Here is a 16,119-nt window from a genome sequence, read left to right as displayed (position 1 = left end):
GTCAGGACACCTTCGCACCTGGTGTGATTTCTCCATCTACAGTCAAAAGTCTCAAGGTATCGCCGGACTTTGCGGCGAGGAGCATTCCCTGAGACTCTATGCCCATGAGTTTTGCGGGTTTTAAATTAGCGACAACGACGATCAGTTTTCCTACGAGTTCTTCGGGTTTGTAGTGTTCTGCAATTCCCGCCACTATCTGTCTCTTTTCCGTTCCAAGATCGATTATCAATCTGAGAAGTTTTCTGGAATTTGGAACCTTCTCCGCTTCGAGGACCTTTGCAATTCTGAGATCTACTTTGGAAAAATCATCTATTGTGATCACGTTCTGTTCGACCGACACCGTCTCCACCACCTTTTTGAAGTCTTTCGCGTCGATTTTTCTGAAGAGAGGTTCGCCGTGGATCACTGTGGAACCAGACTTCAGAACTCCCCAGTTTTCCAGATGTTCCTTCGAAGGCTTTTCTTCAAAGGACACTCTCCTGAACACTTCTTTGGAGGTGTCTGGCATCACCGGGAGTGTCATCAGAGCCACCTTGAACACGGCCTCCAGTGAGTTGTACAGCACCGTTCCGAGCCTTTCCATATTTCCCTCTTTTCCAAGTATCCAGGGCTTCGTGTCGTTGAAGTACTTGTTCACATCTGCTATGAACTCCCATATCTTGTCCAGGGCTTCTGTGAGCCGGTAGGAATCCATGAGTTCATGGTAAGCGTCTTTTGTTTCGAAGAATCTCTCCTTCAGCCAGCTATCGAGCCCTTCCTGAGCAGAAGGAGAAGGAAGTCTTCCGTTGAAATACTTCTTTATCATAGCCGTGATCCTGTGAAGGAGATTTCCGTAGTCGTTCGCGAGATCGGAATTCAATCTGTGGACGAGCCTTTCCTCCGAGAAATCGCCGTCTTTTCCGAACATGATATCCCGTATCAGGTAATACCTCACCACGTCGTTGCCGTATCTCTTCACGAAGAATCTGGGGTCTATAGCGTTGCCGAGGGACTTACTGATCTTCTGGCCGTTCACCGTGAGCCACCCGTGTGCGAACACCTTTTTTGGAAGTGGGAGTCCAACCGACATGAGCATCGCAGGCCATATGATGGAGTGGAATCTGTTTATTTCTTTTCCTATCAGATGCAAATCTGCAGGCCACCATTTATTGAACATCTCATCGTTCCAGCCGTATCCTATAGCGGATATGTAATTTATGAGCGCGTCCACCCACACGTAGATCACGTGTTCCGGATCGTCCTTCATGGGAACGCCCCATTTGAAGGTCGTCCTGGTGATGCTCAGGTCTTTGAGACCACCTTCGAGAATCTTCAGCATCTCGTTTCTTCTGAAGTCCGGTTCCACAAAATCGGGATGCTCCTCGTAGTACTTCAGGAGAGGATCTCTGTATTTCGAAAGTCTGAAGAAGTAATTCTCTTCCTCCACCCATTTGACGGGTCTTTTACACTCCGGACAGAAACGTTCTTCTCCTTCCTTTATAACCTCGTCCTCGTTCCAGAACGTCTCACAGGGGACACAGTACCATCCCTTGTAGATGCCCTTGTAGACGTCTCCGTTTTCTTTCATCTTCGCAACGAATTCCTGGACGGTTTTCATGTGCATTTCGTCTGTGGTTCGGATGAAATAATCGTTCGTGATCTTCAGTTCTTTCCAGAGCTGTTTGAACTTTTCAGCCAGTTCGTCACAGAATTCCTGCGGGTCCTTTCCAGCCTGCTGGGCTGCCTGCAGGACCTTCTGGCCGTGTTCGTCCGTTCCCGTGAGAAAGAACACATCGTAACCCATGAAACGTTTGTAGCGAGCGATGATATCGGCTACAATAGTGGTGTAGGCACTTCCTATGTGAGGCTCAGAATTCACGTAGTAGATTGGGGTGGTGATGTAAAATTTCAAAGTGTCACCTCCTTGTTTTCCCTATCTACTCAATGATACCACACACTGGAGGTGAGATTTGTGAGAACTAACAAAGACAGACTCGTTCGAATTTCGGTTGTTGGAGAGATCGCTCCAGCGAAAATGAGGTCTCCTTACAGTGTAACAACCGAAGGGACAGTGAGGGTAATTCCAGTGCTTGGGGGCATCACCTACAACGTGAAAGTGGGTGACAGTGCTTACGGATGGGCAGGAGACCACGTAGAACCGGGTGTTTCTGTCATGGCAAGGAATAAGGAAGAGGAAATACCGCTGATGACTCTCTCGTGTATAGGAAACGAAGTGATCGTGATGTCTGGAGACGCGAAGGGAAGTAGGGGATTCGTCACGGGAAAACACGGAGGGGTGAACCATGTTCTCGTTCACTTTGAGGATGATGTTCTTGAAAAGCTTACGGTAGGAGATAAGATATTGATAAAGGCCTGGGGGCAGGGATTGAAACTTCTGGACCATCCGGATGTGAAGGTGATGAACATCGATCCAGATCTTTTCGAAAAACTCGGAGTACAGGAAAAGAACGGGAAAATCCACGTACCTGTTGTTGCGAAGATTCCATCGTACATGATGGGATCTGGAATTGGTGCCTCGAGCAGTGCTTCCACCGACTACGATATAATGGCATCGAATCCCGAGGATCTTGGAGTAAAGGATTTGAGACTTGGGGACCTTGTTGCAATTCAAGACCACGACAATTCCTATGGAGTAGGAAAGTACAAGAAAGGTGCGGTATCGATAGGTGTTGTGGTACACTCAGCCTGCGTTTCGGCAGGGCACGGTCCAGGTGTGGTTGTGATTGTGACAGGAGACGGATCGAAGATAGTGCCAGAAGTGGTGGAAAGATCGAACATATCTGATTATCTGATGAGGTGATATTGTGCTTCCTCTTTACGACATTCTCCCAAGCAGAAAGAAACCTTACGTGACGATGGCTTTGATTTTGATAAACGTGGTTGTTTTCGTGTATGAACTCATGTTGAACGATAGAGAACTTCTCCTGTTCATGTACAGGTACGGTCTTGTGCCGGCTCGTTACACAGTTGAGAGGATAAAAGAAACACTTGGCTTTTCTCTTCTTCCTTTTATAACCCACATGTTCCTGCACGGAGGATTCTGGCACATCCTGGGTAACATGTGGTTCCTCTGGATATTCGGAGACAACACAGAAGACGAGATGGGACACTTTGGCTACACTCTGTTTTATCTATCTGCCGGCATTTTTGCCGCACTCGCACAGTTCGTTTTTACACTTCATTCAACAACTCCCATGGTTGGTGCATCCGGTGCGGTGTCCGGAGTTATGGGAGCTTATTTCGTGCTGTTTCCGTACTCGAGAATAGTGACTTTGTTTCCGTTCTTCTTCTTCCTCACACTCGTGGAAATACCCGCGTTCTACTATCTGATGATCTGGTTCTTTATCCAAGTTCTGAACGGCCTTGTTGGATCCTACGGAATAGCGTGGTGGGCACACATAGGTGGATTTGTCTACGGGATGATTTGGGGATATATTTTAAGGATGAGAAGGATTCACAGGTACAGATATTGAAGGTGAGGGAGCTAACAGTATGCCAAAAAAACAGAAAAGCAAGTACATCGTGATATTCGGCTGTGGAAGACTTGGATCGTTGATAGCCAATCTCGCGTCCTCTTCGGGGCACAGTGTCGTGGTTGTGGATAAAAACGAATACGCGTTTCACAGGCTCAATTCCGAGTTTTCTGGCTTCACCGTGGTGGGGGATGCCGCAGAGTTTGAAACTCTGAAAGAGTGTGGTATGGAAAAAGCGGACATGGTGTTTGCGTTCACGAATGACGACAGCACGAATTTCTTCATCTCGATGAACGCAAGGTACATGTTCAACGTAGAGAACGTGATCGCCAGGGTCTACGATCCGGAAAGAATAAAGATCTTTGAGGAGAATGGAATAAAGACCATCTGTCCCGCTGTTCTTATGATAGAGAAAGTGAAGGAGTTCATCACAGGGAGTGAAGAAGATTGAAAGTCATAATAATCGGTGGAGAAATGACAGCGTATTACCTTGCGCGCTCCATGCTGTTGCGAAAGTACGGCGTGGTGATCATAAACAAAGACAGAGAACTCTGCGAAGAGTTCGCCAAGAAATTGAAGGCGACGATCATACACGGAGATGGTAGTTATAAAGAGGTCCTCAGAGACGCTGAGATTTCAAAAAACGATGTGGTGGTGATTCTAACTCCGAGGGATGAGGTTAATCTCTTCATCGCACAACTCGTGATGAAAGACTTCGGGGTAAAACGAGTGGTGAGCCTTGTTAACGATCCGGGAAACATGGAAATATTCAAGAGAATGGGTATCACAACCGTTTTGAATCTCACCACCCTCATAACGAACACGGTGGAGGCTCTCATCTTTCCGGATGAATTTTCCAGTATCATACCGCTGGAACAAGGTATCGAGTTCATGAGTGTGAACGTGGAAGAAGACAGTCCGGTTGTGGGAAAGAAGTTGAAAGATCTTCCGCTTCCAAGGGATAGTATCGTTGCTGCTATCGTTCGCGGTGGAGTGTTCGTGGTTCCGAGAGGAGATACGGAAATCCTCTCTGGTGATAAATTGTACGTGATCGCGAGTGCAGAAGCCAAAGAAATAGTGGAAGAAACGCTGCTTGGAAGGTGAGAAGAATTGGAAGACCTGATGACCAGCATCAAATACAGACTCAAGGTGATTTTTTGGTACGTAGGTCAGCTTCTGGTCTGGTTTCCTGTGATCCTTCTTCTACCAACAATCTTTGTGATTTTCTATCCTGAAGAGTGGATGTACATAACGTCTTTTCTGGTTCCCTCGATCATTTCTTTTGTTTCCGGTGTGGTTCTTAAAAAAGTTTCAAAATTGAATGAGACTCGTGTAGTGGGATATCAAGAAGGTGCGGTGATAGTCGTCACAACGTGGTGCGCTGCGGTGGTCCTTTCGGCGCTTCCATTCACCATAGCAGGTCTTTTGAATCTCCATCAGGCGATATTCGAGGCCACAAGTGGCTGGACTACAACAGGGCTCACCATGTTCCCCAACGTGGAGAAGCTTCCACACGTGTTTCTGGTATGGAGAAGCGTCATGCAGTTCATTGGAGGAGCGGGCTTTGCCGTTATAATGCTTGCCACATTGATCGGGCCTCTTGGGGCTTCCCTCTACAGTTCTGAAGGCCGGGTGGACAACATACTTCCAAATGTGACCCATTCCACGAAGGTTATCATGGTTATATACGTCGCGTACGCCGTCGCTGGAGTGTTCCTTCTTCACATGGCCGGTATGCCCTGGTTCGACGCTTTCAACCATTCTCTCACCGCTCTCGCAACGGGTGGTTTTTCGGTGAAGAACTCGAGTATTGGGTACTATAACAGTGTATCGATAGAAGTGATAACCATCGTTCTCATGTTACTCGGTGGAACGGGATTTGGAATCCACTACACCCTCTGGAAGGGAAATTTCAAAGCCTTCGTCAAGAACGGAGAACCCTGGCTCATGGGGTTCACCATTGTCATCGCATCGCTGTTTCTTTTGCAACCGGCCAAGAAGGTTTTTCACGAAAAGGCACTCAGGTACGTGATTTTTCAGGTGGTCTCTGCGATAACGACTACCGGGTTCTCCAACGCCGATCTTGTTCCATGGGTTACTCTTCTTCCAATCGCTGTGTATCTTCTCACCGTTATCATGATGCTCGGTGGAATGATGGATTCAACTGCAGATGGTTTGAAACAGTTCAGAGTGTTCGTCACACTGAAACTGATATATCGATCCATCATCGATTTCATAGGGCCGAGACGAAAAGTTGAAAAGATCGTCGTCTGGAAAGGAGAAAAAAGAAGGACCATAGACAACGGAATCATAAAGGACATGTTCGTTTTCTTCGGTGTCTACGCCCTGACCTACCTGGTGGGAACTTTGATCCTCATGAGCTACGGATACGATCCACTGATCTCCATGTTCGAATTCTCATCCGCTATGAATGGAGTTGGTCTCTCGGTGGGTCTCACCAGCCCGGATCTTCCGGTGGGTGTAATATGGACTATGACGGTTGGCATGTTCCTTGGAAGACTGGAATTCCTCGTCGTTTTCTACGCGATCGTGAGAATCATAAGAGATGTGAAGATCCTTTTCGAAGGAAGAGGAGGTGTGAATAGTTGAATTACAAGAGGATAAAAGGAACAAATGATATCTTCGGTGAAGAGATATGGTACTGGAGATACGTTGAGGAAACCTTCAGAAACGTATGTGAAAGCGCAGGAATAGAGGAGATCAGAACTCCCATATTCGAACAGACGGAGCTTTTCGTTAGAAGTGTGGGGGAAGAATCAGACATCGTTCAAAAAGAGATGTACACCTTCCAGGACAAAGCGGGAAGGAGCATCACTCTGAGACCAGAGGGTACTGCACCTGTCGTCAGGGCTTTTCTGGAAAATTCTCTGATAGATAGGGGTTTTCAGCAGAGATATTACTACATAGGTCCCATGTTTCGATACGAAAAACCACAATCGGGGAGATTGAGGCAGTTCCACCAGGTAGGTTTTGAGATCATCGGATCCGAATCTCCAAAAGCGGATTTCGAGGTGATCATGCTGGTCGATACCTTCTTGAGAAAGCTCGGACTCACGAAATACAGGATTCACTTGAACTCCATAGGCTGTTCGGCGTGTAGAAAAAACTATCGCGAAGCTCTCAAGGAGTATTACGGTCAAATCCTGGCTAATCTCTGTGACGACTGCAAAAGACGTTACGAGACGAACATTTTGAGACTGCTCGATTGCAAGGTGGACCACGAATACGCTCTGAATGCACCGAAGAGCGTCGACTATCTCTGTGATTCCTGTAAGACACATTATGAGAAGTTGAAAGAATACCTCAACACTTTCGAGATCGAATACGTAGAAGATCACACTCTGGTTCGCGGGCTCGACTACTACACCAGAACGGTCTTTGAGGTGAGACACGAAGGTCTGGGAGCCCAGAACACCATCGCGGGTGGCGGAAGGTACGATGGCCTTTTCGTGGAGCTCGGAGGTTCTTCTGTACCCGCTCTTGGTTTTGCAGGTGGTATAGAGAGAATAATACTCGCTCTGAAAGCAGAGGAGATAGAAATCCCGATAAAAAACGTTCATCTTGTTTATGTCGTAACTCTTGGTGAAAAGGCCTTTGCGGATGGCGTTCAGCTCGCGGTTGAATTGAGAAAGAAAGGCTTGAGTGTGGATGTGGACATCATGGATAGAAAACTTTCCGGTCAGCTTAAACACGCCCACAGAATGGGATCGAGGTACGCGGTTATTATTGGTGATGAGGAACTGGAGAAAGGAATCGTAATTCTCCGCGACCTCGAAACAGGAGACCAGGTTGAAGTCGATCGAGATTTCGCCGTCGATTACATCGCTGAAAGAGTCTCAAAAGATTGATGCTATACTTGAAATGGGTGGGGCAAGTTGAAAATTCTGGTTGGGTCACCCGTATCTCTTGAAGAGTTTGAAACGATAGACCTTTTCGTATCCTGGCTGGATGTGATTCCGGACAACGCCAGATTTTCCATCGTGGGTACCAGCAAATTCTTCATCGTCGGAAAAAATGGGAAAGAATGGAGAAAAGGTTACGAATTCGGGATCGCGGATACCGGCATAAAGATTTTTGTGGTGGGTGGAGATCTTGCCCTCTACCCGGAAGTCTTCTACATCGCAAAAGAGAACGATGCAAAACTGGTGGTCGGTTTTTGTGAGATTCACAACTTCATAGATTTCAATTTTGTGAAGGCAAAGTTCTGGGCGCACACACAGGAAACGGCTCTGGCCTCCATAGTTTTATTGAATTTCCTGGGGAAGGTTCACAACAACATTTACTTCCCTCTCGAAAAAACGAAGAATCAAACGGGGGTAGTAGCGGAGGGAGTAGCTCCTGTTTTTCTGGAGCTGAAAAAGAGTTTCTTTTCATCGGAGGAAGTCAAAGATGTTTGAGAACATTATCTGGAAAATGGTGAAAAAGCGATTGGTTCCGAAAAGAAAAATTTCAAGAGAGCACCGAAGGAGAAAAGGTGTAAAAAGAGTAGTGTGCGTCACGTTTCCTCTGGACCAGATGTTCAAATCCGCAGACGATTTCATAGATGCTCTGATGGAAGTTTTACAGGAAGACCTTCTCTTCATGGATCTTCTGATCTTCCCGAGATTGACGGGAAATCTTCTCGCCGGAGTTTCCCCGATAAGAATGGAGCGTTTTGAAAGACTCGATCCATTTTACACAGATCTGCTTCGATTCATTTCGAAAGGATTGAATGTACCGATCGTCGCTCCGGGTGTGGAAACCTTCAGGACATCCCCAGATGTACTGGTGATAGAGAACGGTGAAGTGGTGCATCGATACACTCTCAGGGAAAGGTTCGTGGTTTCAGATTTTGGAGGATGGTACGTCGCAATTCTTAGAAAAGAAGACACACTCTCCTCAAAGGCTTTGAGACCATTAGTGGAAAAGGACGTTTTTACTTTCATTCACTTCGATCTGGAGACGGAAGAAAACGATTGGTGGAAAGAAAAGAAGGGCCTATGGGCACGTTCCCAGAGCCTTGAAGTTTTTGGAATAAAAGTTTCTCCAAAAGGAACGTTCCTTGGAAAAACTTACAGAGGGAAAAACTATGTGAGCGCTCCTATTCCACTCACGCCGAACCTGACAGGTTTTTTGCGACAAGATTGTGGTGTGAAAATGTCCGTGGATCTCGAATTGGATCTTCTAAAGGGAAAGAGACACAGAATAGATACGGTGAAACACATACTTTTCAGGGGATAACTCCGAAAAATCAGCAAAATCTGAAACCTGGAGGTGCAGTAGGGTGCTGGTGAACACGATCAGGCAAAAGGTGTCTGAAGTCATCTCTAAAGTGTACGATTCAGAAATCGAATTCGAAATCGAAATTCCACCCAAAAAGGAATTCGGAGATCTGTCCACCAATGCTGCCATGAAGCTCGCGAAAACTCTCAAGAAAAACCCGCGTGAGATAGCCCAAGAAATCGTAAAAAGTCTCGATGAAGATCCCTCGTTTGACAGGATAGAAATCATGGGACCCGGTTTCATAAATTTCTTCCTGTCGAACGAACTGCTCCGCGGAGTGGTTAAAACTGTGCTGGAAAGAAAAGACGAATACGGGAGAGAAAACACTGGAAACGGAGTGAAAATACAGTTCGAGTATGGAAGTGCAAATCCAACGGGACCGTTCACCGTTGGACACGGTAGACAGATCATCATAGGTGACGTTCTTTCCGAAGTCTTCAAAGAACTCGGTTACGATGTTACACGAGAAATGTATATAAACGACGCTGGAAAACAGATAAAGCTTCTCGCTCAGTCTCTCTGGGCGAGGTACAATCAGCTTCTTGGAGTTGAAAAAGAAATTCCCGAAGGGGGCTACCGTGGGGAATACCTCGTGGACATCGCGAGGGATTTGGTGAGTGAGATCGGAGATAAATACAAAGATCTGTGGAACGAAGAAGTGGAAGAGCTTTTCAAACAGACAGCGCTGAACAGGATTCTCTCTTCTATGAAAGATACTCTCGAAAAGATCGGTTCTTCGTTCGATGTGTACTTTTCAGAAAAGAGTTTGATAGAGGATGGAACTGTCGAAGAGGTGCTGAAACTTCTCAAAGACAGGGATGTTGTTTACGAAAAAGACGGTGCTGTGTGGTTGAAAGTCTCTGCCTTCATAGATGAAGAGGACAAGGTTCTCGTGAGAAGCGATGGCACATACACGTACTTCATGACAGACATTGCGTATCATTACAAGAAGTACAAGAGAGGTTTCAGGAAGGTTTACGACATCTGGGGTAGTGATCATCACGGCCACATACCAAGGATGAAAGCAGCGATGAAAGCCCTCGATATTCCTGACGATTTCTTCAACGTAATACTGCATCAGTTCGTTACTCTGAAACGTGATGATGAAATCGTTCGCATGTCCACGCGAGCAGGAGAATTCGTCACCTTAGACGAACTTCTCGACGAGGTGGGAAGAGACGCTGTTCGATACTTCTTCGCGATGGTAGATCCAAATACCCACATGGTGTTCGATATCGATCTGGCGAAGGCAAAATCCATGGATAACCCAGTTTATTACGTTCAGTACGCACACGCTAGGATCTACAATCTCTTCTCCAACGCGGAAAAGAAAGGTGTGAAGTTTGAAGAGGGAAAACACCTTGAACTGCTTGGAAACGAAGAAGAAAGGGTTTTGATGAGAAACCTTGGAATGTTCAACACCGTTCTGAAAGAGGTCGCGCAGATGTTTGCACCGAACAGGCTCACGAACTATCTCCAGTCGCTCGCTGAGTCCTTCCACGCGTTCTACACCAAACACGTGATAGTGGATCCTGAAAATCCCGAACTTTCAAACGCGCGACTCAACCTCGCCCTCGCAACGGGTATCGTTTTAAGAAAGGGCCTGAAACTCATAGGAGTTTCTGCACCAGAAAGGATGTGAAAGATGCTGGAGCAGGTGAAGATACAAAAAATGGTCAACGGAGGCTACGGCCTTGCCCATCTTTCGAACGGCAAGGTGGTTCTCGTCGAAGGAGCGTATCCCGGTGAGGAAGTTCTGATAAAGACTTACAGAGAGAAAAGGGATTTTTCTTTTGGAAGGGTAGTTTCCCTTCTGAAAGAATCTGAAGATCGAACGAAACCACCCTGCAGGTACTTCGGAAGATGCGGTGGCTGTCACTGGATGGATGTGAAATATGAAACCCAGCTCCGATACAAAAAGGAGGTATTGCTTGATCTTTTCGAACGCTCAAATCTAAAGGCAGAAGTGGAAGATGTGGAACCGAGTGACCTTGTTTTTCATTACAGGACGAAAATGGAGTTTCATTTCCAGGGAAGAAAATTAGGGTTGAAAAAGAGAGACTCCGATTTTGTGATCGATATAAAAGACTGTGAAGTGGCACCGGAAGGCACGGGTGAGATTCTGAACACCGTCAAAGAGGCCGTTCAAGTACTCAACGTTCCTGTTTACAACTGGGAAACGAAAAAGGGAGTACTCAAGCACCTCGTGATCAGGTACGCATTCAGCACGGACCAGTTCATGGTGATTTTCGTGACGAAGACAGAATCCTTTCCCTGGGAAAAGGATCTGGTTCGAGCTGTGTTGAAGAGATTTCCAAAGATCCACTCCATCATCCATGTGATGAATTCGAAAGACTCTGTGGTTCTGAGGGGACCGTACAGAACCCTCTATGGTGAGGGTGTAATTGTAGAAGAGTTCGACTGGGAGAGGTTTCAAATTCCACCGACCGCCTTCTTTCAGAGTAACTACTCCGTCACATCCAAACTGATAGATCATGTGTACAGGGAACTGGCACTTCAGGGTAACGAAGTATTGCTCGATCTGTACGCGGGTATTGGAACGTTTTCTGTGAGGGCTTCCTTCTCAGCAGCGAGGGTGATCTCTGTTGAATCCAGCAGGGTCGCTGTGAAGGCTGGAAAGGCTAACGCGAACATAAACAGCAGAAGGAACATAGAATACGTGGAACAGGATGTACTGGATTTCCTGAAAAACTACAGCGGAAGGGCAGACAGAATAATCCTGGACCCACCGAGATCAGGTGCGGGTCCAGAAGTGGTGAAAGAAATAGTGAGACTTTCACCCGAAAGGATCGTTTACGTTTCCTGTGAGCCTTCCACTCTGGCGAGGGATCTCAAGGTGTTGGTGGAGAACGGCTACTCTATTCTCAGGGTGAAGCCCTTCGACATGTTTCCCCAGACTTACCATGTGGAAACTGCTGTGACTCTCGTGAAAGGGGATCGATGATGTTAGGATCGGGACTTTCTCTGATCTTCGCTGTTCTCTCATGGAAAGACAGTGCTTTTGTATCGATACTCGCTCTTGTCGCCTCTGTTTTTTTCTTCTTCACCAGAAGTGAGAGAGAAAAGACTCTGTTCCATGTGAGTTTGATCTTTATCCTCGTCCTCGAGGGGTTCGAATATTTGAAGGGAACAAATTACGATCGAGCAGAGTTGTTTCTGGTGCTGTCCTTCTTTCCTCTGGTCGTCACCGGTTTTGCAAAGAAAAAAGCCGTGAACGTACCTTTCAAATTGCTTTTCTGGTTTCTCGTAGCAATGGCGTTGTGGAAGGTAGCGAGCGTTAGATATCCAACGGCTTCTTATCTTGTTTTTCCTGTTGTTGCGCTCGTGTTCGTAAGAGATCTGTTTGGGAGGGAAAAAGATGGTAGAAAGGTATTCGCTGTCACCGATGAAGGATCTCTGGACGGAGGAAGCGAAGTACAGAAGATGGCTGGAAGTGGAACTGGCAGTGACGAAGGCGTACGAAGAGCTGGGAATGATTCCGAAGGGAGTGACAGAGAGGATAAGGAACAAAGCTAAGATAGATGTGGAACTGTTCAAAAAGATAGAAGAGAGAACGAACCACGATGTGGTGGCGTTCGTCGAAGGAATCGGCTCGATGATAGGAGAAGACTCGAGATTCTTCCACTACGGTCTCACCTCTTCAGATGTTCTCGACACCGCAAATTCCCTCGCTCTCGTGGAAGCAGGGAAGATCCTGTTAGAATCCCTCAGGGAATTCTGTGACGTGCTCTGGGAAGTTGCAAATCGATACAAACACACTCCCACCATCGGAAGAACACATGGTGTCCACGCGGAACCCACTTCCTTTGGCTTGAAAGTCCTCGGGTGGTACTCCGAGATGAAAAGAAACATCCAGCGCCTCGAGAGGGCAATAGAGGAAGTTTCTTACGGTAAGATCAGCGGTGCCGTTGGGAACTACGCAAACGTACCACCGGAGGTGGAGGAGAAAGCGCTTTCGTACCTGGGTTTGAAACCTGAACCCGTCTCCACTCAGGTTGTTCCGAGAGACCGCCACGCCTTCTATCTGTCCACACTCGCGATCGTGGCGGCGGGGATAGAAAGAATCGCTGTAGAGATCAGACACCTCCAAAGAACGGAAGTGCTCGAGGTGGAAGAACCGTTCAGGGAAGGCCAGAGGGGTTCGAGTGCCATGCCCCACAAGAAGAATCCTATCACCTGCGAGCGACTCACGGGACTTTCCAGAATGATGAGGGCGTACGTCGATCCTTCCCTTGAAAACATCGCACTCTGGCACGAGAGGGACATTTCACACTCCTCCGTTGAAAGATACGTTTTTCCCGACGCTACGCAGACTCTTTACTACATGATCGTCACGGCCACAAACGTGGTGAAGAACATGAAGGTGAACGAAGAAAGAATGAAGAAGAACATAGATCGCACAAAAGGACTCGTGTTTTCCCAGAGAGTCCTGTTGAAACTCATAGAGAAAGGACTCACGAGGAAAGAGGCGTACGATATCGTCCAGAGAAACGCTCTGAAAACCTGGAACTCCGAAAAACACTTCCTCGAGTACCTCCTCGAGGATGAAGACGTTAAGAAACTGGTTACTAAGGAAGAACTCGAGGAACTCTTCGATGCCTCTTATTATCTGAAACACGTGGATCACATCTTCGAACGTTTTGAAAAGGAGTGAAGCGAATGAACCGTGTTGTGGTTGGACTTCAATGGGGAGACGAAGGAAAAGGCAAGGTGGTAACTTATCTTTCCAGATACCACGATATCGTGGCGAGATTCTCAGGTGGAGCGAATGCCGGGCACACCGTGAATTACGGAGATTTCAAGGTGATACACCACCTCCTTCCCTCGGCCGACTTCACGAAAAACAAAGGAATCGCTATAGGAAGCGGAGTGCTTTTGGATCCTCAGGTGCTGACAGAAGAACTGAGGGAATTGAAAGAGAAATTTCCCGATTATTCGGGTGAAATCTTCATCTCCGAAAGTGCTCACGTAGTTCTTCCAGTGCACAAAGAAATGGACAGGATAATAGACGAAGTGTTGAAGATAGGCACCACAAAGAGAGGGATAGGTCCCGCCTGTGCCGACAGGGTTATGAGGGTGAACGTGAGAGTCGCGGAGCTCGGCAACGAAGAAAAACTCAGATATTTCCTCGAAAAGAACCTCTCTTTGAAGAAGATCTACGGGGTGGATTTCGACACAGAAAAAATGATGGAGGATCTTTCCGCCTTCTATGAGACGATAAAAGACTTCGTCGTATCACCGATCCAGTTGAAAAAGATCCTCGAAAAGAAGAGCGTTCTCTTCGAAGGAACACAGGGGGTCCTTCTGGACCTGGACGTGGGAACGTACCCGTATGTCACGAGTATGAACTGTTCCTCCTCGGGTGTGAGTGCGGGAATGGGCTTTCCTATGGAAGTAGATGAGGTTTTAGGCGTCTTCAAGGCGTACACAACACGAGTTGGAGAAGGTCCTTTCCCGACAGAACTCACAGGAGAAGAAGGAGAGAAGTTGAGAAAAGCGGGGCACGAATACGGTTCCACGACCGGTCGGCCAAGAAGATGCGGCTGGCTCGATCTGCCACTTCTCAGGTACGCCATTGAGATCGCCGGGGTCGATTCTCTGATCATGACCAAAGCAGATGTACTGAACGGTTTTGAAAAGATCAAGGTCTGTGTGCGCTACTCCGATGGGAGAGATCTCGCTTCACTCAGAGATCTGGAAAAGAAAGAACCCATCTACGAAATCTTCGATGGCTGGAAATCTCTGGAAGACAAGAACTTCGAGCGCTTTGTTGATTTCATAGAAAGAGAGACAGGAAGACCGGTAAAGTACATATCCACGGGTGAAAAACTCGAAGATATAGTGGAGGTGTGAAGTGTGTCTGTGAACATGAAAGGGAGATCTCTTCTCACTCTTCTTGATTTTTCTTCTGAAGAGATCAGATACCTGCTCGATATCTCAAAGCAGGTGAAGATGGAGAGCAGGTCCAGACTGAGAACCGAAAGGTTCAAAGGGATGACACTCGCCATGATCTTCGAGAAGAGATCGACAAGAACGAGACTCGCCTTTGAAACCGCTTTTGCGGAAGAAGGGGGACATGCGATCTTTCTCTCACCGAACGACATACACCTTGGAACGAAAGAATCACTCGAGGATACCGCGCGCGTTCTTGGAAGAATGGTGGACGCCATCATGTTCAGGGGCTACAAACAGGAAACTGTGGAAAAGCTGGCTGAGTACTCCGGTGTTCCCGTGTACAACGGACTCACCGACGACTTTCACCCGACACAGGCGCTCGCCGACCTGATGACCATAGAGGAGAATTTCGGCAGATTGAAGGGTGTAAAGGTTGTTTTCATGGGGGACACCAGAAACAACGTTGCGACCTCCCTCATGATCGCCTGTGCGAAGATGGGCATGAATTTTGTAGCGTGTGGTCCCGAAGAACTCAAGCCCAGACCTGACATATTCGAAAGGTGTCAGGAGATAGCGAGGGAAACCAGTGCAAGCGTTTCTTTCACATCAAATTTGGAAGAGGCACTCGCAGGTGCCGATGTCGTTTACACGGACGTGTGGGCATCCATGGGGGAAGAAGACAAAGAAAAGGAGAGAATATCCCTTTTGAAGCCTTATCAGGTGAATAAAAGAGTGATGGAGATGACAGGTAAACCAGAAACGATCTTCATGCATTGTCTTCCGGCGGTGAAAGGTCAGGAAGTCACCTACGAAGTGATCGAAGGAAAACAGAGCAGGGTCTGGGACGAGGCGGAGAACAGAAAGCACACCATAAAGGCAGTTATGATAGCAACGCTGTTGTGAGGTGAAGCCGTGAGCGTTCTCTACTCGATAATAGCCCTTGCTTTGTATCTCGCGTTCATGTTTTCGATAAATCTCTTCAGGATTCGCCGATTCGAGAAGGCGATCTTTTATCAGTCCCTGCTGGGACTCGCCGGTGCTGTGACGGTGTGTGTGGCTTTCCGATACGTTCCATCGTTCAGAATAAGTTTCGCCGATCTACACTGGTTCCTGATTCTCCTCTTCTTGAACGTGTTTTTCTTAGGAAGTAGCGAAGCTCGATTTCCACCTTTCATGAACCGGTTCATCGTGATGGTTTCGGTGGTGTTTCTGTCTCCCTTCTCGGAGGAGTTGTTCTTCAGGGGAGTTTTTTTGAAACTGAACGGAAACGACATATGGACCAACGCTCTCGTTTTTTCTCTCCTTCACCTCTTCAACGTGATTGTGGGCTTTGAAAGATTTTCCTTTGCGAACCTCATTTACAGATTTGTCGTTGCGCTCATATTCGCCCACAGTGCGTCTGTCAGTGGATCTCTGTTTCCCGCTGTTCTGTATCACATCTCCAACA

14 protein-coding genes and 1 pseudogene are annotated in these 16,119 nt (G+C 47.2%); 14 read left to right on the top strand and 1 reads right to left on the bottom strand.

The window, feature by feature from the left end:
• Nucleotide 1: 1 nt before the first annotated feature.
• A complete protein-coding gene (gene metG, locus TPET_RS08475; RefSeq protein ID WP_011944073.1) occupies nt 2–1,891 on the bottom strand; it encodes a methionine--tRNA ligase in 1,890 nt (629 codons plus the stop codon).
• Between the two features lie 60 nt (nt 1,892–1,951).
• On the opposite strand from metG, the gene TPET_RS08470 reads away from it, so the two are divergent.
• The 14 genes and pseudogenes from TPET_RS08470 to TPET_RS09685 form a co-directional block, all read left to right on the top strand.
• Nucleotides 1,952–2,800, top strand: a complete 849-nt coding sequence (locus TPET_RS08470; protein WP_011944072.1) for a DUF4438 domain-containing protein — start codon at nt 1,952–1,954, stop codon at nt 2,798–2,800.
• A gap of 4 nt (nt 2,801–2,804) precedes the next feature.
• Nucleotides 2,805–3,473 (top strand): rhomboid family intramembrane serine protease, encoded by a 669-nt coding sequence (locus TPET_RS08465; RefSeq protein WP_011944071.1) that lies wholly within the window; start codon nt 2,805–2,807, stop codon nt 3,471–3,473.
• Between the two features lie 19 nt (nt 3,474–3,492).
• Nucleotides 3,493–3,924 carry a potassium channel family protein gene (locus TPET_RS08460; protein WP_011944070.1) on the top strand — a complete coding sequence of 144 codons (432 nt, stop codon included), beginning with the start codon at nt 3,493–3,495 and terminating at the stop codon, nt 3,922–3,924.
• Nucleotides 3,921–4,577 carry a potassium channel family protein gene (locus TPET_RS08455; RefSeq protein ID WP_011944069.1) on the top strand — a complete coding sequence of 219 codons (657 nt, stop codon included), beginning with the start codon at nt 3,921–3,923 and terminating at the stop codon, nt 4,575–4,577. Before TPET_RS08460 ends, TPET_RS08455 begins: the two co-directional genes overlap by 4 nt.
• Nucleotides 4,578–4,595: 18 nt before the next feature.
• Complete coding sequence (locus tag TPET_RS08450) at nt 4,596–6,083, top strand: TrkH family potassium uptake protein (protein WP_048810920.1); 1,488 nt, start codon at nt 4,596–4,598, stop codon at nt 6,081–6,083.
• Nucleotides 6,080–7,342, top strand: coding sequence for a histidine--tRNA ligase (hisS, locus tag TPET_RS08445; RefSeq protein ID WP_011944067.1), 1,263 nt, complete (start codon nt 6,080–6,082; stop codon nt 7,340–7,342). The genes TPET_RS08450 and hisS overlap by 4 nt, the downstream gene beginning before the upstream one ends.
• A 27-nt stretch (nt 7,343–7,369) precedes the next feature.
• Nucleotides 7,370–7,891, top strand: a complete 522-nt coding sequence (locus TPET_RS08440; protein WP_011944066.1) for a hypothetical protein — start codon at nt 7,370–7,372, stop codon at nt 7,889–7,891.
• Nucleotides 7,884–8,714: a hypothetical protein gene (locus TPET_RS08435; RefSeq protein WP_011944065.1), complete on the top strand. Its 831-nt coding sequence runs from the start codon at nt 7,884–7,886 to the stop codon at nt 8,712–8,714. The genes TPET_RS08440 and TPET_RS08435 overlap by 8 nt, the downstream gene beginning before the upstream one ends.
• A gap of 43 nt (nt 8,715–8,757) precedes the next feature.
• Nucleotides 8,758–10,398, top strand: a complete 1,641-nt coding sequence (gene argS, locus TPET_RS08430; protein ID WP_011944064.1) for an arginine--tRNA ligase — start codon at nt 8,758–8,760, stop codon at nt 10,396–10,398.
• A gap of 3 nt (nt 10,399–10,401) precedes the next feature.
• Nucleotides 10,402–11,721: a 23S rRNA (uracil(1939)-C(5))-methyltransferase RlmD gene (rlmD, locus tag TPET_RS08425; protein ID WP_011944063.1), complete on the top strand. Its 1,320-nt coding sequence runs from the start codon at nt 10,402–10,404 to the stop codon at nt 11,719–11,721.
• A 414-nt stretch (nt 11,722–12,135) separates the two neighbouring features.
• A complete protein-coding gene (gene purB / locus TPET_RS08420) occupies nt 12,136–13,431 on the top strand; it encodes an adenylosuccinate lyase (RefSeq protein WP_011944062.1) in 1,296 nt (431 codons plus the stop codon).
• A gap of 5 nt (nt 13,432–13,436) precedes the next feature.
• A complete protein-coding gene (locus TPET_RS08415; protein WP_011944061.1) occupies nt 13,437–14,630 on the top strand; it encodes an adenylosuccinate synthase in 1,194 nt (397 codons plus the stop codon).
• A gap of 3 nt (nt 14,631–14,633) precedes the next feature.
• Nucleotides 14,634–15,575, top strand: a complete 942-nt coding sequence (argF, locus tag TPET_RS08410) for an ornithine carbamoyltransferase (RefSeq protein ID WP_011944060.1) — start codon at nt 14,634–14,636, stop codon at nt 15,573–15,575.
• A 57-nt stretch (nt 15,576–15,632) separates the two neighbouring features.
• Nucleotides 15,633–16,115, top strand: a pseudogene (locus TPET_RS09685) (CPBP family intramembrane glutamic endopeptidase); the annotation flags it as partial.
• Nucleotides 16,116–16,119 lie beyond the last annotated feature (4 nt).

The sequence above is a fragment of the Thermotoga petrophila RKU-1 genome (assembly GCF_000016785.1).
GTDB classification, from domain to species: Bacteria; Thermotogota; Thermotogae; order Thermotogales; family Thermotogaceae; genus Thermotoga; species Thermotoga petrophila.
This window is presented reverse-complemented; position numbering and strand designations above follow the sequence as displayed.

Excerpts from the sequence above, each read along its gene's own strand:
- TPET_RS08450 (WP_048810920.1), top strand. The coding sequence starts at position 4,596 with ATGACCAGCATCAAATACAGACTCAAGGTGATTTTTTGGTACGTAGGT.
- TPET_RS08435 (WP_011944065.1), top strand. The coding sequence starts at position 7,884 with ATGTTTGAGAACATTATCTGGAAAATGGTGAAAAAGCGATTGGTTCCG.
- rlmD (WP_011944063.1), top strand. The coding sequence starts at position 10,402 with ATGCTGGAGCAGGTGAAGATACAAAAAATGGTCAACGGAGGCTACGGC.
- TPET_RS08460 (WP_011944070.1), top strand. The coding sequence starts at position 3,493 with ATGCCAAAAAAACAGAAAAGCAAGTACATCGTGATATTCGGCTGTGGA.
- purB (WP_011944062.1), top strand. The coding sequence starts at position 12,136 with ATGGTAGAAAGGTATTCGCTGTCACCGATGAAGGATCTCTGGACGGAG.
- TPET_RS08415 (WP_011944061.1), top strand. The coding sequence starts at position 13,437 with ATGAACCGTGTTGTGGTTGGACTTCAATGGGGAGACGAAGGAAAAGGC.